The sequence below is a fragment of the Mycobacterium sp. 852014-52144_SCH5372336 genome (assembly GCF_001665615.1).
Taxonomy (GTDB): Bacteria; Actinomycetota; Actinomycetes; order Mycobacteriales; family Mycobacteriaceae; genus Mycobacterium; species Mycobacterium neumannii_A.
In genome coordinates, this window is sequence record NZ_LZSW01000057.1 from 35353 (window position 1) to 60660 (window position 25308).

The following is a 25308-nucleotide window of genomic DNA, read 5'->3' on the forward strand; positions in this document are numbered from 1 at the left end:
GAAGTAGCCTGAAGCCATGTCTCGCCCCGTCGCCCTGATCACCGGACCGACGTCCGGTATCGGCGCGGGCTTTGCGCGCAGGTTCGCCCGCGACGGCCACGATCTCGTGCTCGTCGCGCGCGATGCGACCAGGCTCGAGCGCCTTGCCGCCGAACTGCGCGACGAAGGCGGTGCGGCCGTCGAGGTGCTCACCGCCGACCTTGCCGAGGCCGCCGACCGCGCGAAGGTCGCCGATCGACTCGCCGCGGGTGTTCAGGTGCTGGTCAACAATGCCGGTTTCGGAACGTCCGGCGAGTTCTGGAGCGCGGACTATTCACTGCTGCGATCGCAGCTCGATGTCAACGTCACCGCCGTCATGCAGCTGACGCACGCGGCGCTGCCCCCGATGCTGGACGCCGCGCGCGGCACGGTGATCAACGTCGCCAGCGTCGCCGGTCTGGTACCCGGCCGCGGGTCGACGTATTCGGCCTCCAAGTCCTGGGTGGTCGCATTCTCCGAGGGCCTCGCCAACGGCCTGGGCGGCACCGGAGTCGGAGTGCACGCGCTGTGCCCGGGCTTCGTGCGCACCGAGTTCCACCAGCGGGCGGGCATCGACATGGACGGCACACCGTCGTGGTTCTGGCTCGAGGTCGACGACGTGGTTCGCGAGACGATGGCCGGCGTCGCGAAGGGAAAGGTCGTGATCATCCCCGGTGTGCAGTACAAGGTGCTCACCACCGCAGGACGGGTGGTGCCGCGAAACCTGGTGCGCGCCATGACCAAAGTCGTGGGCCGGGGTCGTGGTCGGACATAGGGCACCGCGTACGTGCGTGCGCTGATCGTGGCGCTGACCGCGATCGTCGTCGTCGCGGCATCGGCATGCTCCACAGACGATGCGTCGATTCACCCCTACGGCGCGCAGACCGCCACCTTGGGCGAATCCCTTGCCACACTGGGCTGGAACATGTCGGTGGCGAACCTGCGCTTCGACGGCGACTACGTGCTGTTCGACGTCGACGCGTCACCCGCGGACGCCGACGGGCCGCACGCCAAGCCGGAAGACCTCCGGTTCGGCCTGTACGGGGCGCTCGCGCACCCGATCGAGGCCAACGGCATCGGAAGCTGTCGCGATGCGACCGACCTTGAGCTGCAACCACTCTCGGCCCCCACGCCCGACCGCCTTACCGGCACGGTCTGCATAGGGCCCGCGCGTGACCAGGTGCAGGTGCGCGGCGTGTACGTCTACTCGCCGCGCGACCGGACACCGGGAACCACCGTCGCCCATCCCGCGGCGTTTCCCGTCGGACTGCCCGCGGTCAGGGACAACGACACCGGATTGTCGATCCGCACGACGAGCCTGGATGCTTTCCGCGCCGACGGCGCCATGCTCGCTCCGGCGGCGCTGGGCGATCCGAACGCGTTCACCGGAAACGGCTACATGCTGATCGGTCTCGAGATCAGCGGTATGGCAGAGCAATACCGCGAGGTCTCGCAGCAGCGCGGTGGGCCGGCGATGGTGCTGGTCTCGCCGACACTGCCGGCACCCGGGCTGAGTCACGCATGCGACGTCTACGGCGCCTCGGTGTTGGTACTTCCCGATGCCTCCCGCGAGGCCGTCCAGGTGCGGGCATCGCTGTGCACCCAGGGCGAGATCAACAAGGCGCTGCTGTACGCGACCGTTTCGCTCGTCGGGACCCACGCCGCGCTCTGGACGAAGGATGACTGACCCACCGGAACCCGAAGCCGCCGGCCCCACCGAATGGGGCGAGGCGCCCGGCGTCGGCCCGTGGCAGGGGCCCCAACCCGACGACCCACGCTACGACCTGGCCCTCCTCCGCGACGGGGACACCCGCAATGTCGTTGACGCGTACCGCTATTGGACACGCGAAGCGATCATCGCCGACATCGACGAGCGCAGGCACGCCCTGCACATCGCGATCGAGAACTTCGGCAACGACGCCAACATCGGGGCGGTCGTGCGCACCGCGAACGCGTTCGCCGTCGACACCGTGCACATCGTCGGCAGGCGACGGTGGAACCGTCGCGGCGCGATGGTGACCGACCGCTACCAACGCCTGCGCCACCACGACACCACCGCCGCGCTGCTCGCTCACGCGGCCGACGCCGGGCTGACGGTCGTCGCCGTCGACAACGTCCCGGGCGCGGTGCGCATCGAGACCACGCCGTTGCCGCGCGACTGCCTGCTGGTCTTCGGCCAGGAGGGGCCGGGGATCACCCCCGAGGCGAGGGCCGGCGCGGCCCTGACCGTGTCCATCGCCCAGTTCGGCTCGACACGCAGCATCAACGCCGGCGTCGCGGCGGGTATCGCGATGCACACCTGGATCACCCAACACGGGGACCTTTCGGCGGCCTGGTAAGGCAGGATCGACACCATGGATCAGCTCTGGGCCAACCGCGCAGCCAGCGCTGAGGCCGCGATCGCCACCCGACACATCAGACGGCTGTGGGGCCTGCCGGGCACCCAACTGGGCGTTGTCGCCTGGCCCTCGACGCGGCAGCACCGGATGTTCGGAACGTGGCACTACTGGTGGCAGGCGCATCTGCTCGACAACCTCGTCGACGCCCAACGGCGCGATCCCCGGCCCGAGCGGCAGAAGGCGATCGCGCGCCAGATCCGCGCACACCGGTTGCGCAACAATTTCTCCTGGGTCAACGACTACTACGACGACATGGCGTGGCTGGCGCTGGCGCTGGAACGCGCGGCCGCGCTTGGATCCGTCGAGCGGCCCAAGGCGCTGAAGAAACTGTCCGAGCAGTTCATGAACGCGTGGGTGCCCGAAGACGGCGGCGGCATCCCCTGGCGCAAACAGGACCAGTTCTTCAACGCGCCCGCCAACGGCCCGGCCGCGATCTTCCTGGCTCGCTACGACCGGTTGCGCCGGGCACAGCAGATGTCGGACTGGCTCGACGAAACCCTGATCGACCCGGATACCCACCTCGTGTTCGACGGCATCAAGGGTGGCTCGCTCGTGCGGGCGCAGTACACGTACTGCCAAGGCGTGGTGCTGGGGCTGGAAACGGAACTGGCGGCGCGCACCGACGACCCCGAGCACGCCGCCCGGGTGCACCGGTTGACCGCCGCGGTCGCCGAACACATGGCGGTTGACGGCGTCATCAGGGGCGCAGGCGGTGGTGACGGTGGCCTGTTCAACGGCATCCTCGCCCGCTATCTCGCGCTCGTCGCGACCACGCTGCCGCAGAACGGCGAAGACGACGCGGCGGCTCGAGACACCGCCCGCTCGCTGGTGCTGGCCTCCGCGGAGGCGGCGTGGCAGAACCGCCAGGTGATCGACGGACTGCCGCTGTTCAGCGCATTCTGGGACCGCACCGCCGAGATCCCCACCGCAGCAGGGGAACAGGCACAGTTCGTCGAGGGCGCGGTCAACGCCTCCGAGGTGCCCGAGCGCGACCTGTCGGTGCAGCTGGCGGGCTGGATGCTGATGGAAGCGGCCCACGCGGTGGCGGGGGAGTGAGCACCGAAGCCGGTCTGCGCATCGCCCGCGTGCTGCCCGCTCGGTTCAGCGCCGGCGCCAAAGCGGCCAAGACCGGGGAGAACGCCGCGGCGGGGCTGCTGCTGCTCTTCACCCTCGCGGCGCTGCTGTGGGCGAACTCGCCGTGGGCGCACAGCTATTGGATGCTGCTGGACACCCATGTCGGGTTCACCTTCGCCGAACACCGCTTCGAGCTGACCGTCAAACATCTGATCAACGACGGTCTGATGGCGTTCTTCTTCTTCATCGTCGGCCTCGAGGTCAAGCACGAGTTCGCCGTCGGCGAGCTCACCGACCGGGCCAGGGCCGCCGTACCTGTGGTGGCGGCGTTCGCCGGCCTGGTGGTGCCCGCCGCGATCTTCTTGTTGATCAACCCTTCCGGACAGGATGCGCAGGCGTGGGGTGTGGTGATCTCCACCGACACCGCGTTCTTGATCGGGGCGCTGGCGATCATCAAACCCAAGTTCCCGGCCCGGCTGCGGATCTTTCTGCTCACCCTGGCCGTCGTCGACGATGTCGGCGCGCTGTGCGTGATCGCCCTGTTCTACTCCGATCGCATCGACGTTGTGCCGCTTGTGATCTCGCTGGCGCTGATTGCGGCGATCGCGGTGGTGCGCTTCATGCCCGCCGGCCGGGGACCGGCCTACGCCGTGCTCGGCTTCTCACTGTGGGTGAGCCTGTACATGGCCGGTGTGCACCCGACGCTGGCCGGCGTGGCGGTGGCCCTGTTGATTCCGGTGTTCTCACCCGAGCGCAGCCAGGTCGAGGAGGTCGTCGCGCGTATCCGGGCGTTCCGGCAGTCGCCGAACTCCCGCTATGCCCGCGAGGTCACTCGCGGTCTGCGCGACTCGATCTCGATCAACGAGCGGCTTCAGACGAGCGTGGGCCCGTATGTGTCCTTCCTGGTGCTGCCGCTGTTCGCGTTGGTCAACGCCGGTGTCCAACTCGACGCCCAGACCGTCTCGGCGGCGTTGCGCTCACCGCTGACATGGGGTGTCGTCGCCGGTCTGGTGGTCGGCAAGTTCATCGGCATCACCGCCGCGACATGGATCATGCAACGCAGCGGCGTCGGTGCACTGGCCCCCGGCCTGAGCTTGCGCCGGATCGCCGGCGGTGCAGCGCTGTCCGGAATCGGTTTCACCATCTCGCTTTTCATCGTCGACATCGCGGTCGACGATCCGGGCCGTCGCGAGCAGGCCATCATCGGCGTGCTTCTCGCGTCGGTGATCGCCTTCTTCCTCGGCTGGTTGATCTTCCGGATCACCGACCGGCTCAGCCCGCCGGACCCGGTCGGCCTGAAACTGTTGCGGCCGATCGACCCGGACCGGGACCACATCGCGGGCGAACCCGACGCCCCGCTGACGTTGGTGGAGTACGGCGACTTCGAGTGTCCCTTCTGCAGTCGCGCGACCGGGGCCATCGACGAGGTGCGCGAGCACTTCGGCGCCGAACTGCGCTACGTGTGGCGCCACCTGCCGCTGGAGCGCGTCCATCCCCGCGCCTTCGACGCCGCACGGGCCAGCGAGGCCGCCGCGCTGCAGGGCAGGTTCTGGGAGATGGCCCACGAACTGTTCGGCCACCAGGACGACCTGGAGTGGTCGGACATCTACCGCTACGCCGTGGGCGCGGGCTGCGACATCGAGCGATTCGACCAGGACGTGCGGGTGCACTCGTCGAAGGTCTACCACCACGTTCAGGACGACGCGCAGGACGCGGAGTTGATGGACCTGAACTCGACGCCGACCTTCTTCGTCAACGGCAAACGGCACAAAGGTCCTTGGGACGCCGCCAGCCTCATCCGCGCGCTCGAGAACAGCCGAGGCCGCTAGCCCGGCTGCTCCCCTGAGGTGGAATCGAGCGGGGGTGCGGCGATCCCTGCACGTTTGGCCGCGCGGCGACGCTTGTACCACTCGACGAACATCGGCAGCACCGAGATCACGACGATTGCGATCACGATCGGCTCGAGCAGCTTCTGGACGGTCTCGAACCGGCCGAGCCAATATCCGAGCAGGGTCAGTCCGACACCCCACACGACCGCGCCGATCACGTTGAACAACGTGAACACCGGATAGCTCATCCGGGCCGCGCCCGCGGTCAACGGCGCGAGCGTGCGGACGATCGGCACGAAGCGGGCGATGACGATCGCGAACGGTCCGCGCTGCTCGAAGAACACGTGCGCCTCTTCGAGGTACTTCTGCTTGAGGATCCGCGCATCGGGTTTGAACATCGCGGTGCCGATGTTGCGGCCGATCCAGTAACCGACCTGCCCGCCCAGCACCGCGGCGATGGGGATGAACAGCAGCAGCTGCCAGAGCTGGAAGTTGATGACCTCGCCGCCGCCTTCGGCCAGCGCGGCCGTGCCCGCGGCCAGCATGCCCGCGACGAACAGCAGCGAGTCGCCAGGCAGGATCGGGAACAACACCCCGGACTCGACGAAGATGACGACTAGCAGCCCGATCAGCGCCCACGTGCCGAAGTAGCCCAGCAGGGTCATCGGGTCGAGGAAGTCCGGCATCAGCGCCAGGTGGTCGGTCGCCGCGAGGGCCATCGACGGTGAGGGGGTGGTCACAAGGCCCCAAGATACCGGGCTGTCTCGTCGGTCCGGGAAACGACGATGCCGGGCGTACTCGCGCGACCACCGATACGCTCACAGAATGCCCACCCATAAGGCGGTTCTCGTCGAATCCGTCGGCGCTCCTCTCACGCTGGCCGACGTCGAAACCACCTCCCCGCCGCCGCTGCATGTGCGCATCGCAGTCGCCGCCTGCGGCGTGTGCGGTACCGACCACGGCTTCGTGGCCGGCGGCTTTCCCAATCTGAACTGGCCGATCACGTTGGGCCACGAGATCGCCGGGACCATTGCCGAGGTCGGCGAGGGTGTCGGGGATTTCGCGGTCGGTGACCGGGTGGCCGTCGGATGGTTCGGCGGCAACTGCAACCGATGTGTGCCGTGCCGCAAGGGCCAGTTCATGCAGTGCGAGCGCATGCAGGTGCCGAGCTGGCACTATCCGGGCGGCTACGCCGAATCGGTCACCGCGCCCGTCACCGCGCTGGCCCGCATCCCCGAGGGGTTGTCGTTCGCCGAGGCCGCCCCGATGGGCTGCGCGGGCGTCACAACCTTCAACGGCCTGCGGCAGACCAAAGCCAAGTCCGGTGACCTCGTCGCCGTGCTCGGGGTCGGCGGCCTCGGTCACCTCGGTGTGCAGTTCGCCAGGGCGATGGGTTTCGAGACCGTGGCGATCGCCCGCGGTGCGGACAAGGAGGCCGACGCCCGCGAACTCGGCGCTCATCACTACATCGACTCCAAGGCCGTCGACGTCGCCGCGGCGCTCCAGCACCTCGGCGGTGCGGCCGTGGTGCTGGCGACGGCGGCGAATTCACAGGCGATGGCCGACACCGTCGGCGGGCTGGCGGCCCAGGGCGAGCTCGTCATCATCGGCGTCACCGCCGACCCGCTGCCGATCGCCCCGGTCCAGCTGATCACCGACGGTCTGAGCGTCAGCGGCCATCCGTCGGGCACCTCGCGCGATGTCGAGGAGACGATGCACTTCGCGGTGCAGAGTGGGGTGCGCGCCCGGATCGAGGAGCGCCCGCTGACCGAGGCCGCCGAGGCGTACGCCGCAATGGAGGAAGGCCGGGCCCGATACCGCATGGTCTTGACCATGTGAACCGGCCGTCGCGGTGGGATAATCGCCGAAACGGCGAGAGGACGGCCCATGCCCATCGCAACGCCCGAGGTGTACGCGCAGATGCTCGACCGGGCCAAGGAGCACGGCTACGCGTTTCCGGCCATCAACTGCACGTCATCGGAATCGGTGAACGCGGCCATCAAGGGCTTCGCCGACGCCGGCAGTGACGGGATCATCCAATTCTCCACCGGCGGAGCCGAATTCGCATCGGGGCTCGGGGTCAAGGACATGGTCACCGGTGCAGTTGCGCTCGCCGAGTTCGCTCACGTCATCGCCGACAGGTATCCGATCACCGTGGCGTTGCACACCGACCACTGTCCCAAGGACAAGCTCGACACCTATGTGCGGCCGCTGCTCGCCATCTCGCAGCAACGGGTTTCCGACGGTGGGCAGCCGTTGTTCCAGTCGCACATGTGGGACGGCTCGGCGGTCCCGCTCGACGAGAACCTCGAAATCGCACGCGAACTGCTCAAGGACGCCGCGTCGGCGAAGATCGTGCTGGAGATCGAGATCGGTGTGGTCGGCGGCGAGGAGGACGGCGTCGCCAACGAGATCAACGACAAGCTCTACACCACCGCCGAGGATTTCGAGAAGACCGTCGAGGTGCTCGGTGCCGGCGAACACGGCAGGTACCTGCTGGCCGCGACGTTCGGCAACGTGCACGGCGTGTACAAGCCGGGCAACGTCAAACTCCGGCCCGAAATCCTCGACGAGGGGCAGAAGGTCGCCGCAGCCAAACTCGGATTACCCACGGATGCACAGCCTTTCGACTTCGTCTTCCACGGCGGCTCGGGCTCGCTGAAGTCCGAGATCGAGGACGCGTTGCGCTACGGCGTCGTGAAGATGAACGTCGACACCGACACCCAGTACGCCTTCACCCGCCCGGTGGCCGCGCACATGTTCACCAACTACGACAAGGTGTTGAAGATCGACGGGGAGGTCGGCGACAAGAAGGCCTACGACCCGCGCAGCTACCTGAAGAAGGCGGAGGCCTCGATGAGCGAACGCGTCGTCGAGGCGTGCCGCGATCTGCACAGCGCGGGCCGTTCGGTCACCGCGGGGGGCGCGTGATTTCGGTGTAGTTGGTTGCGGTCGGCGCGACGAACTACACCGAACTCGCTTATTGGGGGGCCTGGCAGATCTTCCACTGGTCGTCGCGGAATTCCAGATCGAAGCTGCGCGTCGACCGGGTCTGGGGCGCGTAGGCCATGAACGCGGTCACGTTCGCCTCGGCGTGGTCGCCGTTGATCACCACCTGGTCGATGCTGGCGACCACCGGATACTGCTTGGCGGCGGCGACTCGTTCGTGGATCTCGTCCCACGTCTTGTCGTCGTATCTGACGTAGCTGTCCCGCTTGCTGCCGCAGGTGATGCTGCGCAGTTTGGCCAGATCGCCGTTCTGGATCGCGGTGTCGAACTCCTCGATGGTGTTACGGACCATCTCCTCCTGCGACACCCGCGGCCCCGAGTCCCGGGTCAACAACACGGTGCCCAGCACCGCGATCGCCACCAGCGCGGCGATGACCAACACCACGGCCACCACCCAACCCCAGCTGCGGCGCTGCCGCGGCGCCGGGGGAGCGTCGCCACGGGGCGGAATAACTTGTGGAGCAACGTTTTTCTGCTCTCCGACGGAACCGGGAGCGGAGAACACCTCGGTGGCCGGCTCGGCTGGGGTGTCGATCTTCTGCGTGGTGCCCGCGTCGAATCCGGACGGCGCGGTGAATCGGCGCTCACCCTGCTCGGGCCCCGGCGCCGACTCGGCGTGCGGTTGCGCGGTCGACATCACCTCGGTCGCGGGCTCGTGGTCGCCGTGCGGTTCGATCACCTCGGTGACCGGCTCGCCGTCGCGGACCTCGCCGGTCGGCGAAGCGTCGTCAGCGGAGCCCGCGGGCCCATCGGCGCGTTCGCTCTCGGGGGCTTCGGGGTTCTGGGAGGCGTGACCGTCCGAGGCCTTCGACCTTCCCGGACCGTCTTCCGGCTGGTCAGGCCCTGATGGATTCGACATGCCTGCTGCGGTCCTCCCTTACGACGCTACGGCCGAAGCTTAGCCACCGCTGCCCAGACCGCGCTCGGACCCGTGCGGTACGGGCGGCGGCGGCGTGCACGGCACAATGGGGGTCATGACAGGCATGGGCGATCTTCTGGGGCCGGATCCGGTACTGCTGCCAGGCGACAGCGACGCCGAAGCCGAACTTGCCGCGGGGGAGAAGCCGGCGATCGTGGCGGCCGCGCATCCCTCGGCGTCTGTCGCGTGGGCGACGCTGGCCGAGGAGGCGCTCGCCGACGACAGGGCGATCACCGCGTACGCCTATGCGCGCACCGGCTATCACCGCGGGCTGGATCAGTTGCGCCGCAACGGCTGGAAGGGCTTCGGTCCCGTGCCCTACCGTCACGAACCCAACCGCGGGTTTCTGCGCTGTGTCGCGGCCCTGGCTCGGGCGGCCGACGCGATCGGGGAGACCGACGAGAACCAGCGCTGCCTGGACTTGCTCGACGACTGCGATCCGTCGGCGCGGGCCGAACTCGGGCTTGCCTGACTATTCCGCTTCGCAGTTGCAGTCCCCGGTGCCGTCGCCGGGTTCCACCTGAACCGTCGCATGATCCAGACCGCGTTCGGTCAGCACGGCACGCGCATCGTCGAGTACCAGCGCCGAATCGCGGTTGCTGGTCAGGTGCGCGGTGACCATGTCCTTGCCCGGCACCAGGGTCCACACGTGCAGATCGTGCACATCGGTCACGCCCTCGACCGCGCACAGGGCGACCCGCAACTCCTCGACGTCTATGTGAGCGGGCGACGACTCCGACAAGATCCGCAAAGCGGCCCGCGCCAGTGCGAACGCCCGCGGCAACACCCACAGCGCGACGAACACCGCGACCACGACGTCGGCGTACGGCCAGCCCGTCGTGACCGTGACGATGCCCGCGATCAGCACACCGATGCTGCCAACGGTGTCGGCGACGACCTCCATGTAGGCGCCCTTGACTGCCAGGCTCGTCTCGGAGTGCGAGCGCAGCAGCAGCACGACGACGGCGTTGGCCACCAGCCCCGCCAGGGCCACGACGATCATCGGCACGCCGGGCACCTCGGGCGCGTCGCCGATCCGTTCGATCGCCTCGATGAGGATGAACGCCGCGACGCCGAGTAGCAGTACCGCGTTGGCCACGGCGGTGAACACCTCGGCGCGGTGCCAGCCGTACGTGCGCGCCGGGGAGGTACTGCCCCTGCGGGCCAGCAGCACCGCGGTCAGGCCCATGAACATCGCGACCAGATCGGTCAGCATGTGGCCGGCGTCCGCCAACAGCGCGATCGAGTTGATCATCAGCGCCGTGACGAGCTCGATCACGAAGAAGGCGGTCAGGATCGCCGCGGCGACCGCCATCCGGCTGACCCGGGTGTCGCCTCTGCTGTGATCGTGACCGGCACCCATGCCAGCAATATATGCGGAGATGCGCATATGTTGCAAGGAGGTGGCCCGCCCGGCGCTCATCGCGGCGGGATCAGAACCAGGCCGACCAGAACCGGGTCAGATCGCTGCCCAGCCACACCAGCGGGCGCGGCACGCCCGTGAAGTCGAAGAACCACAGCACCACCTGCCAGAACCACGTGTTGAGTCCCGGGGTGAAGAGCAGCAGCAGCAAGACCAGCAGGCCCCACTGCTTGGCCGGAGCCACCGCTCGCTGGGTCTGCGGGCTCAGGTGCGGTTCGAGCGCGCCGTATCCGTCCAGTCCGGGGACCGGCAGCATGTTCAGCACGAAGGCGGTGACCTGGAGGAAGCCCAGGAACGCCATGCCGGCCCAGAAGACGCCGTGCGCGGGGTCGTAGAGCACGCTCGTCAGTACCAGCAGCAGCACCGCGAACACCAGGTTGGTGGACGGTCCCGCCAGGCTGACCAGTGTGCGCTGGCGTCGGGTCATCCAGGCGGTGTGGACATACACCGCCCCGCCGGGCAGGCCGATCCCGCCGATCGCGATGATCGCGACCGGCAGCCCGATCGACAACAGTGGGTTGGAGTACTTGAGCGGGTTGAGCGTGAGGTAGCCGCGCACCGCGACGTCGCGGTCGCCGAACCGCCATGCGGTGTAGGCGTGCGCGAACTCGTGCACGCACAGCGACACCAACCAGCCCGCGATCACGAACGTGAACACCCCGACATAGGCCAGCGGTCGCGAGATCTCCGTCGCGCACACCCATGCCAGGACGCCGCCGGCCACGGTGGCCGCCACGATCGCGAGGAACACCGGGCTGGGCCGCACCGACCGGTGCAGCGGACGAACGCTCACGGGTCGAAGCTACCCGAGGTCAGCGCACCCGCAGCCAGCCTTCGGTGTGCCGGTAGAACGTCGAGCGCTTCACCGGACGCGCGGCCTTGACGCCGTCGCGGACCACGATTGCGCCGGTGGTGCCGAGCTGGGCCGCCCGTCCCGTCACCCACCGTTGCGGCCGCATGTGACGCGACAGCACGCTGGCGCGCAGACCGGGCATGGTCGGTATCGGTTCGATGCGCACTCCGGTCGCCGCTCCGTCGAAGAGCACCTCGTCGTCAACCACGGCCTCGCCGATCAATTCGGCGGGCCGCGAGCCCTTCTCGAGCCCGCTCTCACCGAGCCAGAACGCGGCGCCGACGAGCGCGGTTCCCCGGTCGTCACGGATGAGCGGCACCCGCGTGGCGCGGCCGCGCAGTGCCCGGCGCGCGTGCCACGGCCTGCGCACGTGCGCCACCTCGACACCGAGCCGATCGGTGCGCAGCAGCCGGGTCAGCACCGTCGCCACATCAGCCTCGGAGCCGACGACGACGAGGCGACGGCAGGGCGTATCCGGTGTTTCGGCAACCGGGAGGCCGCGCAGCGTGGTCGGTATCCGACGTCGGCCGAAACGCAACACCACGACTTCAGCGGTGCTCAAGTTCGGCTCCTCGCAAGTTGCTGGGATAGGGTGTCTCACCGGCTGCAACAAGGTTTTGGGTGCAAGGGTAGCCGGAATTGCGAGGTCCAAGTCATGCCGGCAATCGTGCTCATCGGCGCGCAATGGGGCGATGAGGGCAAAGGTAAAGCCACCGACCTGCTCGGTGGACGCGTCCAGTGGGTGGTGCGCTATCAGGGCGGCAACAACGCCGGCCACACCGTCGTCCTGCCGACCGGTGAGAACTTCGCCCTCCACCTGATCCCGTCGGGCATCCTCACCCCGGGCGTGACCAACGTCATCGGCAACGGCGTGGTGGTCGACCCGGGGGTGCTGCTCACCGAACTGCAGGGACTCGTCGACCGCGGCGTGGACACCGAGCGCCTGCTGATCTCCGCGGACGCACACCTGCTGATGCCGTATCACGTCGCGATCGACAAGGTCGTCGAGCGGTATGCGGGCAGCAAGAAGATCGGCACCACCGGCCGCGGTATCGGCCCCTGCTACCAGGACAAGATCGCCCGGATCGGCATCCGCATGGCCGACGTGCTGGACCCCGCGTTGCTGGCCGAGAAGATCGAGGCCGCACTGGACTTCAAGAACCAGGTGCTGGTCAAGGTCTACAACCGCAAGGCGCTCGACGCCGCCGAGGTGGTCGACAGCCTGCTCAACCAGGCCGAGGGTTTCAAGCACCGCATCGCCGACACCCGGTACCTGCTCAACACGGCGCTGGAGAACGGCGAGACGGTGCTGCTCGAGGGCTCCCAGGGCACCCTGCTCGACGTGGACCACGGCACGTATCCCTATGTAACGTCGTCGAATCCGACGGCCGGTGGCGCCGCGGTGGGGTCGGGCATCGGGCCCACCCGGATCACCACGGTGCTCGGAATCCTCAAGGCTTATACGACGCGCGTCGGCTCGGGTCCGTTCCCCACCGAGCTGTTCGACGAAAAGGGCGAGTACCTGTCCAAGACCGGTGGCGAGTTCGGCGTGACGACCGGCCGGCGACGCAGGTGCGGTTGGTTCGACGCCGTCATCGCCCGATATGCCACCAGGGTCAACGGCATCACCGATTACTTCCTCACCAAACTCGACGTGCTGTCCAGCCTGGAGACCGTGCCGGTGTGTGTCGGGTACCGGGTGCACGGCCGGCGTCTGGACGACATGCCGATGACCCAGTCCGAGATCGCGCTTGCCGAGCCGATTTACGAAGAGCTGCCCGGTTGGTGGGAGGACATCTCCGGAGCGCGCGAGTTCGACGACCTGCCCGCCAAGGCGCGCGATTACGTACTGCGGGTCGAAGAGCTTGCCGGAGCGCATGTTTCGTGTATCGGCGTGGGCCCCGGCCGAGACCAGACGATCGTGCGTCGCGATATCCTGGCCCAGCCGTGATGTGGGGGCACCGCCCGCTTGCGGAGGACACTTGCCCGAAGAGCCGACAGCGATGACGGATCCGCACCTCGAAGATCCCGACTACGACAAGCACGGCGGATTCCCGAACTATCAACGGGCCGAACCCGGGCCGGGATTCGGCCGCTTCCTGGCGGCGATGCGCCGCGCACAAGACCTCGCGGTGTCGGCCGCCCCGGACAGCGGCACCTGGGACCGAGCCGCCGACCAGGCCGAGGCCTTGGTGGCACTGCTCGACCCCTTCCACGCCGCCGAAGGTGTCGGCCCGGCCAACCGCGTGCCGTCGCTGCCGGGCGCGGGCAGCCTGCTGATGCCGCCGTACCGGGAGGTGGAGCTCGACCCGACCGGTGTCACCCTCAAGGTCCAGTTCAGCCGGTATCACGTCGGAGGCAACTCCGCGGTGCACGGCGGGGTGCTGCCGTTGCTGTTCGACTCGGTGTTCGGCATGGTGATCCACGCCGTCGGCCGGCCGATCAGCCGCACCGGCTTCCTGCACGTCGACTACCGCAAGGTGACCCCGATCGACACCGAGCTGTCGGCCCGCGGCTGGCTGCGGGAAGCCCAGGGACGCAAGGCGTTCGTCAACGCCGAGCTGCGCGACCCCGACGACAACCTGCTCGCGGAGGCGAACGGGTTGATGATCCAGCTGCTCGCCGGTCAGCCGTGAGGCCGATGGCGTGACAACCGACCGAACCGGTCCGCGGCCTCGAAGCCTGACCGCCCCTCGCTCGGCCGCCCTGGCCGGTGTCGCGTTCGCGCTGCTGTTCGCGGCGGCGCTGGTGCTGATCCGCATTGCCCTCCCCGAGGGCGGGGAGCCGGGTTCGCAGTGGGTGGCCGAGCACAGCGTCAACATGCGGATCGCGGCGATCCTGATGCCGTTCGCGGGGATCGCGTTTCTCTGGTTCATGGGCGTCCTGCGGGACGGCATGGGCCGCTACGAGGACAAGTTCTTCGCGACCGTATTCCTCGGAAGCGGCCTGCTGTTCTTGGCGATGATGTTCGTCGCCGTGGCCTTGGGCGTGGGTCTCGAACGCGGCGGCGCGGCAGCGTATCCCGGCGTCGCCGCGTTCGGACAGATGACGCTGATGACGATCTCGAAGACCTACGCGCTGCGCATGGCGGCGGTGTTCATGATCTCGTTGGCCACGATCTGGCTGAGGACGCGGCTGATGCCGCGTTGGTTGAGCATCGCCACCTACGTCGTGGCGGTGGCGGTGCTACTGGCCGCCGACCTCAGCATGTGGTCGGTGCTGATCTTCCCGGCGTGGGTGCTGGTGGTCAGTGTGCAACTCCTCGCGCACCGACCCGACCCCGGCTAATCGACGAGTCGTAAAGCCTGTGCCGGACAGAGTTTCACGGCTTCGCGGGCGTGGTCGAGCTCATCGTCGGGCACCTCATCGACCAGCACCACGACGATGCCGTCGTCGTCCTGGTCGAAAACCGCGTCGGCTGACATCACGCAGTTGCCCGCCTGGATGCAGACGTCGCGGTCGGCGTGCACCTTCACATCCGTCACCTCCAATCCACTGACAGCGATTTGAGACCGTAGATGAAGTGGAACGACCGGAACTGCACATCGGCGAAGTCCTCGGCCAGCCGCAGTGCCGGAAAACGTTGCAGCAGAGCGGGAAACGCGATCCGCATCTCCATGCGGGCCAGCGGCGCCCCGAGGCAGTGGTGCACGCCGTGACCGAAGGCGAGATGTCCGGCGGCGCCGCGGCCGATGTCTAGCACATCCGGGGCGTTGATGAAGTCGGGATCGCGGTTGCCCGACGGTAGCGACGCGAACACCAGCTGCCCGGCCGGGATCGCGACATCCGCGATCTCGACGTCGGTGGTGGTGATGCGCGGTATCGCGGTGTGCACGATGGACAACCAGCGCAGCAGCTCCTCGACTGCGGGCCCGACGGCGTCGGGATCGTCGCGGACGACGGCGAGTTGTTCGGGATGGCGCAACAGGGCCAGCGTGCCAAGACCGAGCATGTTGGAGGTGGTCTCGTGGCCGGCGAGCAGCAGCAGCCCGGCGATGCCGACCAGTTCGTCGTCGGTGAGCTCGTCGCCGTGTTCGCGAACCAACATGCCGAGGATGTCGTCCCCGGGCTGTCGCCGTGCGCGTTCGACCAGCGACCGCATGTAGGCCCGCCCGGCCCGCTGCAACTCGAGGCGCTCGGTGAACGGCAGCGACAAGTCGAGCTGGCGTGCGCTGCGGTGCTGAAAGTCGTCCCGGTCCTCGTAGGGCACCCCGAGCAGTTCGCAGATGACCAGCGACGGGATCGGCAGCGCGAAGTGTTCGACGAGATCGGCCGGGGCTCCGGCGGTTTCCATCAGGTCCAGGTGCGTTTGGACGATCTCGACGATGCGAGGCTCGAGCCGTTTGATCCGCCGGATCGTGAACTCCGGGGTGAGCATGCGGCGCAGCCGCTGATGCTCGGGCGGGTCCAGACCGAGCAGGTTGCCGGCCCTGGCGCTGGCGAGCTCTTCGTCCGACAGCGCCGGAGCGCCGGGGACGACGAATCCCGGAGGGCGGCCGTTGGAGAACCTTTCGTGGTCGGACAGCACCATCTTGACGTCGTCGTGCCGGGTGACCAGGTACACCGTCATACCGAAGGCGTTGACCACCGTGCGGACACCGGCGGTGTCGCGGATCTCGGCCAGCGCAGGGGTCGGATCGAAGGCGTCGCGACGCATATGCAGAGGCGGCAGCTCCGGTGCTTGCGTCATGACCCGACGCTACCCGCGAAACGCGGTGTCGCCGAGACCGACGATATGGTCGCTTTCACCCGCGCGAATCGACCGAAGCGTCCCTTTCGGCGTCCTGCCCCTTGAGCGCGGGCCACCAGATGCGCGGTCCGATCAGCGTGAACAGGGCAGGGATGATCACCGTGCGCACGATGAAGGTGTCGAGCAGGATGCCAAGGCCGACGATGATGCCGATCTGCGTGAGCACGATCAACGGCAGCACGCCGAGCACGCAGAACACCGCGGCCAACACGATGCCCGCGCTGGTGATCACCGCTCCGGTCGCGGAGACTGCGCGCACGATCCCGCCGCGCGTGCCGTGCTCGGGAGTCTCCTCACGCGCGCGGGTGACCAGGAAGATCGTGTAGTCCACCCCGAGCGCCACCAGGAACAGGAATGCGAACAGCGGTGTGGTGTTGTCGAGCGCGGGGAAGCCGAACACGTGCACGCTGGCCCAGCCGCCGAGGCCCAGCGCTGCCAACGCGCTCAACACCGTGACCGCCACCAGGATCAGCGGTGCCAGTGCGGCGCGCAGCAATACGTACAGCACCGCGAGCACCACGACGAGGATGGCCGGTACCACGACCGCCCGGTCGCGGGACGCGGCGGCGCTGGCGTCGCGGGCGGTGGCGTCCGAACCGCCGACCAACGCCTCCGGATCGGCGGTCCGCACCGAATCGCGCAGCGCATCAACGGTTTCGAAGGCCTCGTCCGAGGCGGGGTCGGCGTCGATGACGACCGACCACTGCGTCAGACCGTCGGGCGTTTGGCCCGCGGGGTTGGCCGACACCACGCCGGCTGTCTCGGTGATCACGCGCTGCACGTCGGCGGCGCGCTCGGTGGACGCGATGACACGGGTGGGATCGGTCAGACCGCTCGGGAAGTGGTCGGCCAACCGCTCGTATCCATAGACCGACTCGGCCTGCACCCGGAACTGTTCGGTCTGCGACAACCCGATCGGGGTGCCGACCAACCCGATGCACAGGACCGCCAGACCCCCGATCGAGATTGTCGCGACGGCACCGGGCCTGCGGGCCACCGCCTCGGCGATGCGGTGCCAGATACCGCTGTCGGTGAGCACCCGGTCGCCGATCTTGGGGATGAACGGCCAGAACAACCGCTTGCCGAACAGACCGAGCAGCGGTGGCAGGACCAGCAGCACGAACACCGCGGCCACGATGAGGCCCGCTGCTGCTTGAACACCCAGGCTGCGAACGCTCGGAGACGACGCGAACACCAGCGTGAGCAGCGCCAGCACCACCGTCGCGTTGCTGGCAATGATCGCCGGACCTGCCCGTCGCACAGCAGTGTCCAGCGCGTCGTGATGGTTCTCGGTGCGGCCCAACTCTTCCCGGTACCGGGAGATGAGCAGCAGCGCGTAGTTGGTACCCGCGCCGAACACGAGCACGCTCGTGATGCCCGAGGTCGAACCGTCCGGGCTCATACCGACCGCCTGGGCTACCGCGGTGCCGAGTACGGCGGCCACCCGGTCGGCGAATCCGATCACCGCCAGCGGCACCAGCCACAGCACGGGAGAGCGGTAGGTGATGATCAGCAGCAGTGCGACAACCGTGGCGGTCACCGCGAGCAGCGTGAAATTGGCGCCGGAGAACGAGTTCGCGATGTCGGCGCCGAACGCCGGGCCGCCGGTGACTTCGCTGCGCAGGTCGGCGGGCAACCCCTCGGAGGCCTCCGCGCGCACGTTTTCGACCGCGTCGGTGAGGTCGAACCCCGACAGCTCGGCGTCCATCGGCACTACGGCCAGGCCGGCCGCGCCATCCTCGGAAATCTGGGCCGCGGGCCACTTCTGCTTGACCGCACCGACGTCGGCCGGGCTCAGCGGGGCACCGTCGGTGCGGGTGATCACGACGATCGCGGGCACGCGGTCGCCGCCGGGGAACTGGGCGCGCAGCGCGTCGACGCGCGCGGACTCGGCGGAGTCGGGTACGGGCACCGGTGACTGTGAGCTCGAATCGTCGCTGCCGACGAGGCCCATCAGGGCGCCGGAAACGAGCACCACGAGTACCGCGAGTATCCAGGAGATGCGCCGGGACATGCCTACGAATATTTCAAAAACTTAACTAACAATCAAACCACTCCCGCCGGGTCGGCCTATGCTTTCGGCGTGTCAAAGGACCGCGGCGCGCTGGAGGCGACGATCGCCGCCGACATGCGCGCCATGAACGCCGAATCCGACGAGATCGGCAGGCTGTTCGCAAGCCGACATGATGTCGCGGCCAACGACTTTCGGGCATTACTGCATGTGATGGTCGCCGAGACCGAGGGTGTGCCGCTGACGGCGGGGGAACTGCGCAAGCGGATGGGCATGTCGGCCGCAGCGATCACCTACCTGGTCGAGCGGATGATCGCCTCCGGGCACTTCCGTCGAGAGTCCGATCCGAGGGACCGCCGGAAGGTCATCCTGCGTGTGGCGGATCACGGAGTGGACGTCGCCCGAGGGTTTTTCACCCCGCTCGGTGAACAAACCCGCACCGCGCTGGCGGATTTGTCGGATGACGAGCTGGCCGCCGCCCACCGCACGTTCACCGCACTCATCGACGCCATGCGGCAGTTCCGCGGTCAGCTGGAACGGTCCGCCATCCCGAATTGAGCACGCCTGTTCGACGGCGGTGGCCGGTGCGCGACGGTGTCTGGCAGGCTTGAGCCCCGATGACTGATACCCCGCAGACAGCGGTCGAGCCCGCCGATCCGGTGACCGACCCCGAACCGGTTGCCGGCACGCCCGGCGCCTCATCGGTGATGCTGCTCGGCTCGGGCGAACTGAGCCGGGAGCTGGCGCTGGCGTTCCAGCGGCTGGGCGCCGAGGTGATCGCGGTCGACCGCTACGCCGACGCCCCGGCGCACGGCGTCGCCGATCGCCCGGTCGTCGCGAAGATGAACGACGCCGAGGAGTTGACCGCGCTCATCGAGAAGGAGAATCCGCGCTATGTGGTGGCCGAGGGCGGTGTCGTCGCCGCCGACGCGCACCTCGCCGTCGCCGAGCGCGGTGTCGCCGAGGTGCTCCCGACCCCGCGCAGCACCCGGCTGTCCCTGGATCGGGAGGGCCTGCGCCGGTTGGCAGCCGACGAGCTGGGCCTGCCCACCGCACCGTTCTGGTTCGCCGGATCGCCCGAGGAACTCAGTGCGGTCGTTCAGCACGCCGGTTTCCCGTTGGTGGTCAAGCCGATCGCTTCGGCCGCGGGTGAGGGCGAGTCGGTCCTGGTGCGCGTCGAGGACGTCGAACCCGCGTGGCACCGCGCGGTCGCCGCCGGCCGGATCCCGCACAACCGCGTGATGGTCGAGTCAGTGGTCGAGATCGATTTCGAGGTCACCCTGCTGACAATCCGCACAATCGGGCCGACGGGACCCGCGGTGCACTTCTGTGAGCCCATCGGGCACCGCCAGGCCGACGGCGACGCGCTCGAGTCGTGGCAGCCGCAGCGGTTGGCGCCGGCCGCGCTGGATGCCGCGAAATCGATTGCCGCGCGCATCGTGAACTCGCTGGGCGGGCGCGGCGTGTTCGGTGTCGAACTGTTGGTGCGCGGAGACGAGGTGTACTTCGACAACGTGCGTCCGCGCCCGCACGACAGTGGCCTGGTCACGCTGCGCTCGCAGCGGCTTTCGCAGTTCGACCTGCACGCTCGCGCGATCCTGGGCCTCCCAGTCGACACGATCATGATCTCGCCCGCCGCCGCGGAGATCGTCTACGCCGGCGCGGAGGCGCAGCCCGCGAGCGGTCAGGACCCGCATGCGGTGCTCGCCGAGGCGCTCGCCGTGGCCGAGAGCGACGTCGCCTTATTCAACCGCCCCGACGAGACCGAGGACAGGCGCCGGCTCGCGGTGGCAATGGCGACCGCGCCCGATCCGATCGTCGCCCGTGACCGCGCCCGACGCGTCACCGCCGCGCTGCGCAGGCTCTGGTAGCGGTGGCCGAATCCGAATCCACGCCCCGCGACCGGCCCACCGCGGCGCCGTTTCTGATCGGGCTCACAATCTTTGTGCTCGTCGTGATCGTAATCGGGCTGCTGAACCTGTTCAGCGGCGAGCAGGAGCCCGCCGACCAGCAGGTGGCCCGTGCCGCGGTCGGGCAGAACGACGCACTGCAACGGCAGAACTACTCCGACTACCGCGGCTACACCTGCCCGGAGCAGGCCGGCACCGAAGCGCAAGTGCTTGCCGCGCAACGGGATTCCGTCGCTCAGCGCGGTGAGCGGTTCGTCGATGACGTCACCGAGGTCGCGGTCACCGGGGACCGCGCCACCGCCAAGGTGACCTACCATTTCGACAAGGCGCCCGACGACAAGAAGATCGTCGAGATGTCGTTCGTCCGCGGCGGCGACGCCTGGAAGGTCTGTTCCCCCGGTCCCAGGTAGCTGTGGGACACTCAACGACCGTGAGTTACGCCGGAGACATCACGCCCGAAGAGGCTTGGAAGCTGCTGACCGGCACCCCCAACGCGGTGCTGGTGGATTGCCGCACCGACGCCGAGTGGCGCTTCGTCGGCGTACCGGACCTGTCGTCGCTGCAGCGCGAGGTCGTGTTCATCGAGTGGAACCACGCCGACGGCACGCACAACGACGCGTTCGTCTCCGATCTCCGGCGCGAGATCACTGGCGCCGGTGTCGACGCAGGGCCGGTGGTGTTTCTGTGTCGCTCCGGCAACCGATCGATCGGCGCAGCCGAGGCCGCCACCGAGGCCGGGATCGGGCCGTCGTACAACGTGCTCGACGGCTTCGAGGGCCACCTCGACGAGAACGGGCACCGCGGCGGCACCGGATGGAAGGCTGTCGGACTTCCCTGGAAACAGTCATGACGCCGGAGCCCGACGACACCGTCCCGTCGGTCCGCATACCCGCCGAGCTGCCGGAGGGAGTCAGCCAGGCGACCATCGGTGTGCGCGGCGGGCTGTTGCGCTCGGAATTCGAAGAGACCGCCGAGGGGCTGTTCCTCACCTCGGGCTATGTGTATGCCTCGGCCGCTGACGCCGAGAAGGCGTTCACCGGAGAGATCGACCGATATGTGTACTCGCGCTACGGCAATCCGACCATCTCGATGTTCGAGGAGCGACTGCGCCTGATCGAGGGCGCGCCCGCGTGCTTCGCGACCGCGACGGGAATGGCGGCGGTGTTCACGTCGCTCGGGGCGTTGCTGGGCGCCGGTGACCGGCTGGTCGCCGCGCGCAGCCTGTTCGGCTCCTGCTTCGTGGTGTGCAACGAGATCCTCCCGCGGTGGGGTGTGGAGACGGTGTTCGTCGACGGGGACGACCTGTCGCAGTGGGAGCAGGCCCTCTCGGTTCCCACACAGGCGGTGTTCTTCGAGACCCCGTCCAATCCGATGCAGTCGCTGGTGGACATCGCCGCGGTTTCTGAGCTCGCTCATGCCGCGGGTGCAAAGGTGGTGCTGGACAACGTGTTCGCGACGCCGATCCTGCAGCAGGGTTTCCCGCTGGGGGCCGACGTCGTCGTCTACTCGGGAACCAAGCACCTCGATGGGCAGGGGCGTGTGCTCGGCGGTGCGATCCTCGGCGACAAGCAGTACATCGACGAGCCGGTGCAGAAGTTGATGCGCCACACCGGGCCCGCGCTGAGCCCGTTCAACGCGTGGACACTACTCAAAGGACTGGAGACGCTCGCGGTGCGGGTGGACTACCAGAACACGTCGGCGCAGCGAGTTGCGGAGTTCCTGGAGGAACACTCCGCGGTGAGCTGGGTGCGCTATCCGTTCCTCGAGTCACACCCGCAGTACGACCTGGCCAAGCGCCAGATGACCGGCGGCGGAACGGTTGTCACGTTCGAGGTTGCCGGCGGCAGCAAGGAGCGCGCGTTCGCGGCGCTCGACAAGCTGCGCATCGTCGACATCTCGAACAACCTCGGCGATGCCAAGTCGTTGGTCACCCACCCGGCGACCACCACCCACCGCGCGATGGGGCCGGAGGGCCGCGCCGCGATCGGGTTGGGTGACGGTGTCGTGCGGATCTCGGTGGGCCTGGAGGGAACCGACGACCTGCTCAACGATCTCGATCAGGCGTTGAGCTGAGTGTCCAAGCGCAGCGACGCAAAGAAGGCCCGCCGGCGCAAGCGGCAGGCGGCCCGCAACGAGCGTTGGATACCCGACACGGTGATGGACGCGCTGACCGAACAGACCGCGACGGCGGCGGTGCTCGAGGCCTTCGACGAGCGAATCACCGAGCGCGGCTGGGTGTTCGACGACGATCTCTCCGACGAGGAGTCCGCGCTGTGGTTCTACCCTCCCTCACAGGCCGAGGTGGCTGACGAAGATCTGGTGTCGGTGACGACCGTGGTGCTGACCGCTGACGACGCCGCCGACGTCGCGCACGTGGTGTTCGTGGGCACGGCCGACGACTACCAGTTCAACTTCGACGAGTTGTTCGAGTCGCTTGACGTCGTCGAGGCCTACCGGTTGGGCGATCCCGCACCGACGTTCCCGGTCTAGCGCCGGTCAGTCCTCGACGACGCCCTGCGCGGTGCGCGCCCGGTCCTCGTACTTCTTGCGGGCGGTCGTGTCGAAATCGAGGAACACCCGGTCCAGTCCCAGCTTGTTGTTGAGCCAACGACGCCCGCGCGGGCCGAGCATCTGCGCGGCCTGGGCGGTGAAGCGCAGCGGAGTCGGCACGGAGACATGGGTTTTCGGCTTGTCGAGGGTTTTGACGATCGCCGCGGCGATGTCCTCGGGCTCGACCGGTTTGATCGCCCCGCCGCTCTTGGTGCCCGAGATCAGCTCGGTATTGGTGAACGGCGGCATGATCACCGACACGTCGACGTTGTGCGCTGCGACCTCGTCGGCCAGCGCGGCCGTCAACCCGACCACACCGAACTTCGCGCCCACATATACGACCTGGCCCGGCACCGGGATCAGCCCCGACAGCGAGGCGATGTTGATGATGTGTCCGCTGCGCCGCGCGATCATGTCCGGCAGCACCAGCTGACAGCCCGTGATCACGCCGTAGAGGTTGACCTCAAGGGTCGACCGGATCGACTGCTCGGTCTCGTCGACGAACGGCCCGATGGGCATGACACCGGCGTTGTTGATCAACACGTCGATGCGACCGCCGCCCTCGGTGCGGGCCTTGTCGAGGAACGACGCGAACGACTCCCGGTCGGTGACGTCGAGCGGATAGCCTGACGCCTGCCCCAGGTTGCCCAACTGGGCGACGGCCGATTCCTGCAGTGCCACGTCGCGGTCGCCGATCACCACGCGGGCGCCGCGCGCCAGCAGCGCCTTGGCGGTCGCAAAGCCGATCCCGCGGGCGGCACCGGTGATCGCGATGGTCTTGCCCCTGATGTTGTCCATGCGGCCAAACTTTACACGTGTCAAGTTTGGTTGGGGAAGTGGTCATTCTCGGATCGGGCCGAGCCCTCGCGAGGTACAGGAATGGACGGGCCCGGTTCGCGTTGGACAGTGAGGTGAAACCCGTGTCGACCCAGCTCACGTTCGTCGCCGTTCGCCAGGACGACCCCTTGGCTGAGCCGTTGCTGGCCGAGTTGGCGGTCGAGTACTCGCAGCGCTACGGCTCGCCTGAGGACGCTGTGAGCAGGTGGCTGCGGGGACATCCGGCCGACGCGTTCGCCCCACCCGACGGAGACCTGGTGGTCGGGCTGCTCGGCGACCGGCCCGTCACCGGCGGTGCCTTCTGCCGGTTCGACCACACCACCGCCGAACTGAAGCGGATCTGGACCGACAGCCGACACCGTCGACAGGGCCTGGCGAAGGCGTTGCTCGGCGAACTCGAGGCCCGAATCGTCAGGCGCGGTTATCGGCGGGTCTACCTGACCACCGGTGACCGCCAACCCGAAGCGGAGGCGCTGTATGCCTCCGCCGGGTACCAGCGGCTGGAGCCGCTGCCCGCCGAGGGCGATGTGTTCCCGGTGGCGTTCGCGAAGGCGCTGCGATGAGCCGGCCGCCCGCTCTGAGACCGGTCAGGTCTGCAAAGCGGCCTATAGGCTGGGCTGCGGTGCCGGCCCGGAACGGACTTCCGCGGCGCCGGGGGTGATGGTGGCGTTGTCGCAAACGATGATCGGCTGGCTGCTGGTGCTGGGCGGTCTGCTGACGTTCCTGTTCGGAGTGGCGTCGCGGGTGTTCATCGGGCGTCGCCGCGAGACGAGGGCCGTCCGGATCATGGTGCACACCTTCCGCCGGACGGGCCTGGCCCGCCTGCTGTTCGGACGGTTCGAGAGCGATGTGCTCGATGACGACGAACTCGACGCCATGATCCTGATGCCGACCATCGTGATCGCCTGCGGGCTGTGCCTGACCGCGGTGTTCCTGCTCGGGTACCAGAAACTGGTCTAAGCGCGAGCCGCCGCTTCGGCCGCGTCGCGAATCGACCCGCGCCACACCGGGCCGTGCCCGGGCAGCAGCACCTCGGTGTCGAGCAGACCGAGGGCGGACAGGCTACGCACGCAACCGTCCTGGTCGTGGTTGAACAATCCGGGCAGAAGCTGCGGGCCGCCGCGCGTCGAGAGCGGGTGCCCGGTGACCAGCGCGTCGCCGCTCACCAGGACGCCGTCGACGAGAAACGAGCAGTGCCCACCGGTGTGTCCGGGCGTCGGGATCGCTATCGGCGTGCCCGGAAGCTTCGCCGCAACGTCCTCGGTCAGGGCCTGCGCGGTGGAAATGCCGTCGCGCAGCATGCCGCCCTTGCGGGTGATCGCCACCGACCACGTGAGATAGCGGGGGCGCCAGATGTGCTTGGCGATGTCGACCGGGGAGGCCTGTTCGAGGTACTCCCGTTTGGCGTGACCGACCTCGGCCGCGTGGCAATAGACCGGGGTGCCGTGTGTCTTCGCGAACCAGATCGCGGAGCCGAAATGGTCAATGTGCGCGTGGGTCAACAGGATTGCGCGCAGATCGTCGACGCCGAAGCCGAGCTCACGCAGCGACTGCAGAACGTCGTCGCGGTTGCCGGGGAAGCCGGTGTCGATCAGCATCACGCCCGTCTCGTCGGTCACGAGCGTCCAGTTGACGAGGTCCGTGTAGGCGAAATGGACGGTGTCGGTGATGGCGCTCAAGCCTGCTGCCATGCCGCGAGTCTATGCAAGGGAGTAGAAACGAACCC

29 protein-coding genes are annotated in these 25308 nt (G+C 68.2%); 19 read left to right on the top strand and 10 right to left on the bottom strand.

Annotation, left to right across the window (positions count from 1 at the left end):
- Positions 1-16 precede the first annotated feature (16 nt).
- From A5759_RS18655 to nhaA, 5 genes are read left to right on the top strand one after another with little or no spacing between them, the layout of a single operon-like run.
- The gene (locus A5759_RS18655) at positions 17-793 is read left to right on the top strand and encodes an SDR family oxidoreductase (protein ID WP_068200237.1); all 777 of its coding nucleotides are present in this window, start codon (positions 17-19) and stop codon (positions 791-793) included.
- A 12-nt stretch (positions 794-805) separates the two neighbouring features.
- Entirely contained in the window at positions 806-1705 is a 900-nt protein-coding gene (locus tag A5759_RS18660; RefSeq protein WP_068200240.1) for a hypothetical protein, read from the top strand.
- Positions 1698-2357: an RNA methyltransferase gene (locus A5759_RS18665; protein WP_068200243.1), complete on the top strand. Its 660-nt coding sequence runs from the start codon at positions 1698-1700 to the stop codon at positions 2355-2357. Before A5759_RS18660 ends, A5759_RS18665 begins: the two co-directional genes overlap by 8 nt.
- Positions 2358-2372: 15 nt before the next feature.
- Positions 2373-3473, top strand: coding sequence for a glycoside hydrolase family 76 protein (locus A5759_RS18670; RefSeq protein ID WP_068200247.1), 1101 nt, complete (start codon positions 2373-2375; stop codon positions 3471-3473).
- The gene (gene nhaA, locus A5759_RS18675) at positions 3470-5320 is read left to right on the top strand and encodes a Na+/H+ antiporter NhaA (protein WP_068200250.1); all 1851 of its coding nucleotides are present in this window, start codon (positions 3470-3472) and stop codon (positions 5318-5320) included. Before A5759_RS18670 ends, nhaA begins: the two co-directional genes overlap by 4 nt.
- On the opposite strand, the gene A5759_RS18680 is transcribed toward nhaA, so the two are convergent.
- Positions 5317-6006 carry a DedA family protein gene (locus A5759_RS18680; protein ID WP_068200617.1) on the bottom strand — a complete coding sequence of 230 codons (690 nt, stop codon included), beginning with the start codon at positions 6004-6006 and terminating at the stop codon, positions 5317-5319. The two genes, nhaA and A5759_RS18680, sit on opposite strands and share 4 nt — an antisense overlap.
- Positions 6007-6145: 139 nt before the next feature.
- Here A5759_RS18680 and A5759_RS18685 point away from each other — a divergent pair, with 139 nt between their 5' ends.
- Together A5759_RS18685 and fbaA are read left to right on the top strand one after the other, a co-directional pair.
- Positions 6146-7159 (top strand): alcohol dehydrogenase catalytic domain-containing protein, encoded by a 1014-nt coding sequence (locus A5759_RS18685; protein WP_068200251.1) that lies wholly within the window; start codon positions 6146-6148, stop codon positions 7157-7159.
- A 48-nt stretch (positions 7160-7207) separates the two neighbouring features.
- Positions 7208-8251 carry a class II fructose-bisphosphate aldolase gene (gene fbaA, locus A5759_RS18690; RefSeq protein ID WP_068200256.1) on the top strand — a complete coding sequence of 348 codons (1044 nt, stop codon included), beginning with the start codon at positions 7208-7210 and terminating at the stop codon, positions 8249-8251.
- A gap of 49 nt (positions 8252-8300) precedes the next feature.
- On the opposite strand, the gene A5759_RS18695 is transcribed toward fbaA, so the two are convergent.
- Entirely contained in the window at positions 8301-9188 is an 888-nt protein-coding gene (locus A5759_RS18695; protein ID WP_082962196.1) for a DUF4878 domain-containing protein, read from the bottom strand.
- Between the two features lie 115 nt (positions 9189-9303).
- Here A5759_RS18695 and A5759_RS18700 point away from each other — a divergent pair, with 115 nt between their 5' ends.
- Positions 9304-9720, top strand: a complete 417-nt coding sequence (locus A5759_RS18700; RefSeq protein ID WP_068200621.1) for a DUF3151 domain-containing protein — start codon at positions 9304-9306, stop codon at positions 9718-9720.
- Here the strand turns inward: A5759_RS18700 and A5759_RS18705 are convergent, their stop codons facing one another.
- The 3 genes from A5759_RS18705 to A5759_RS18715 all read right to left on the bottom strand — a co-directional run bounded on the left by A5759_RS18705 (position 9721) and on the right by A5759_RS18715 (position 12086).
- Positions 9721-10611, bottom strand: coding sequence for a cation diffusion facilitator family transporter (locus A5759_RS18705; RefSeq protein ID WP_066846118.1), 891 nt, complete (start codon positions 10609-10611; stop codon positions 9721-9723).
- A gap of 70 nt (positions 10612-10681) precedes the next feature.
- Positions 10682-11464, bottom strand: coding sequence for a site-2 protease family protein (locus A5759_RS18710; RefSeq protein WP_068200257.1), 783 nt, complete (start codon positions 11462-11464; stop codon positions 10682-10684).
- A gap of 19 nt (positions 11465-11483) precedes the next feature.
- Positions 11484-12086: a peptidase M50 gene (locus A5759_RS18715; RefSeq protein WP_068200260.1), complete on the bottom strand. Its 603-nt coding sequence runs from the start codon at positions 12084-12086 to the stop codon at positions 11484-11486.
- A 93-nt stretch (positions 12087-12179) separates the two neighbouring features.
- Here A5759_RS18715 and A5759_RS18720 point away from each other — a divergent pair, with 93 nt between their 5' ends.
- From A5759_RS18720 to A5759_RS18730, 3 genes are read left to right on the top strand one after another with little or no spacing between them, the layout of a single operon-like run.
- Entirely contained in the window at positions 12180-13475 is a 1296-nt protein-coding gene (locus tag A5759_RS18720) for an adenylosuccinate synthase (protein WP_066846130.1), read from the top strand.
- A 52-nt stretch (positions 13476-13527) separates the two neighbouring features.
- Positions 13528-14160 (top strand): PaaI family thioesterase, encoded by a 633-nt coding sequence (locus A5759_RS18725; RefSeq protein WP_068200263.1) that lies wholly within the window; start codon positions 13528-13530, stop codon positions 14158-14160.
- A gap of 46 nt (positions 14161-14206) precedes the next feature.
- Positions 14207-14812 (top strand): hypothetical protein, encoded by a 606-nt coding sequence (locus A5759_RS18730; RefSeq protein WP_068200623.1) that lies wholly within the window; start codon positions 14207-14209, stop codon positions 14810-14812.
- Here A5759_RS18730 and A5759_RS18735 read toward each other — a convergent pair.
- The 3 genes from A5759_RS18735 to A5759_RS18745 are packed head-to-tail and all read right to left on the bottom strand — an operon-like array spanning position 14809 to position 18288.
- The gene (locus A5759_RS18735; protein WP_064348334.1) at positions 14809-15000 is read right to left on the bottom strand and encodes a ferredoxin; all 192 of its coding nucleotides are present in this window, start codon (positions 14998-15000) and stop codon (positions 14809-14811) included. The genes A5759_RS18730 and A5759_RS18735 overlap by 4 nt on opposite strands.
- 5 nt (positions 15001-15005) lie before the next feature.
- Complete coding sequence (locus A5759_RS18740; protein WP_068200266.1) at positions 15006-16214, bottom strand: cytochrome P450; 1209 nt, start codon at positions 16212-16214, stop codon at positions 15006-15008.
- Positions 16215-16269: 55 nt separating this feature from the next.
- Positions 16270-18288: an MMPL family transporter gene (locus A5759_RS18745; protein ID WP_068200268.1), complete on the bottom strand. Its 2019-nt coding sequence runs from the start codon at positions 18286-18288 to the stop codon at positions 16270-16272.
- A 114-nt stretch (positions 18289-18402) separates the two neighbouring features.
- Here A5759_RS18745 and A5759_RS18750 point away from each other — a divergent pair, with 114 nt between their 5' ends.
- From A5759_RS18750 to A5759_RS18775, 6 genes are read left to right on the top strand one after another with little or no spacing between them, the layout of a single operon-like run.
- Entirely contained in the window at positions 18403-18843 is a 441-nt protein-coding gene (locus A5759_RS18750) for a MarR family winged helix-turn-helix transcriptional regulator (protein ID WP_068200625.1), read from the top strand.
- 59 nt (positions 18844-18902) lie between these two features.
- A complete protein-coding gene (gene purT, locus A5759_RS18755) occupies positions 18903-20156 on the top strand; it encodes a formate-dependent phosphoribosylglycinamide formyltransferase (RefSeq protein ID WP_068200272.1) in 1254 nt (417 codons plus the stop codon).
- Between the two features lie 2 nt (positions 20157-20158).
- Positions 20159-20605 (top strand): lumazine-binding protein, encoded by a 447-nt coding sequence (locus A5759_RS18760; RefSeq protein ID WP_068200275.1) that lies wholly within the window; start codon positions 20159-20161, stop codon positions 20603-20605.
- A gap of 20 nt (positions 20606-20625) precedes the next feature.
- Entirely contained in the window at positions 20626-21045 is a 420-nt protein-coding gene (locus A5759_RS18765; protein WP_064399803.1) for a rhodanese-like domain-containing protein, read from the top strand.
- Positions 21042-22268 (top strand): O-succinylhomoserine sulfhydrylase, encoded by a 1227-nt coding sequence (locus tag A5759_RS18770; protein ID WP_068200278.1) that lies wholly within the window; start codon positions 21042-21044, stop codon positions 22266-22268. The genes A5759_RS18765 and A5759_RS18770 overlap by 4 nt, the downstream gene beginning before the upstream one ends.
- A complete protein-coding gene (locus tag A5759_RS18775; RefSeq protein ID WP_068200282.1) occupies positions 22269-22685 on the top strand; it encodes a hypothetical protein in 417 nt (138 codons plus the stop codon).
- A gap of 6 nt (positions 22686-22691) precedes the next feature.
- On the opposite strand, the gene A5759_RS18780 is transcribed toward A5759_RS18775, so the two are convergent.
- Positions 22692-23543, bottom strand: a complete 852-nt coding sequence (locus A5759_RS18780; RefSeq protein ID WP_066846164.1) for an SDR family oxidoreductase — start codon at positions 23541-23543, stop codon at positions 22692-22694.
- Positions 23544-23665: 122 nt separating this feature from the next.
- Here A5759_RS18780 and A5759_RS18785 point away from each other — a divergent pair, with 122 nt between their 5' ends.
- Together A5759_RS18785 and A5759_RS18790 are read left to right on the top strand one after the other, a co-directional pair.
- Positions 23666-24145 carry a GNAT family N-acetyltransferase gene (locus tag A5759_RS18785; RefSeq protein WP_156616966.1) on the top strand — a complete coding sequence of 160 codons (480 nt, stop codon included), beginning with the start codon at positions 23666-23668 and terminating at the stop codon, positions 24143-24145.
- 97 nt (positions 24146-24242) lie between these two features.
- Positions 24243-24542: a hypothetical protein gene (locus A5759_RS18790; protein WP_068200287.1), complete on the top strand. Its 300-nt coding sequence runs from the start codon at positions 24243-24245 to the stop codon at positions 24540-24542.
- Here the strand turns inward: A5759_RS18790 and A5759_RS18795 are convergent.
- Positions 24539-25273: an MBL fold metallo-hydrolase gene (locus A5759_RS18795; protein WP_068200289.1), complete on the bottom strand. Its 735-nt coding sequence runs from the start codon at positions 25271-25273 to the stop codon at positions 24539-24541. The two genes, A5759_RS18790 and A5759_RS18795, sit on opposite strands and share 4 nt — an antisense overlap.
- Positions 25274-25308 lie beyond the last annotated feature (35 nt).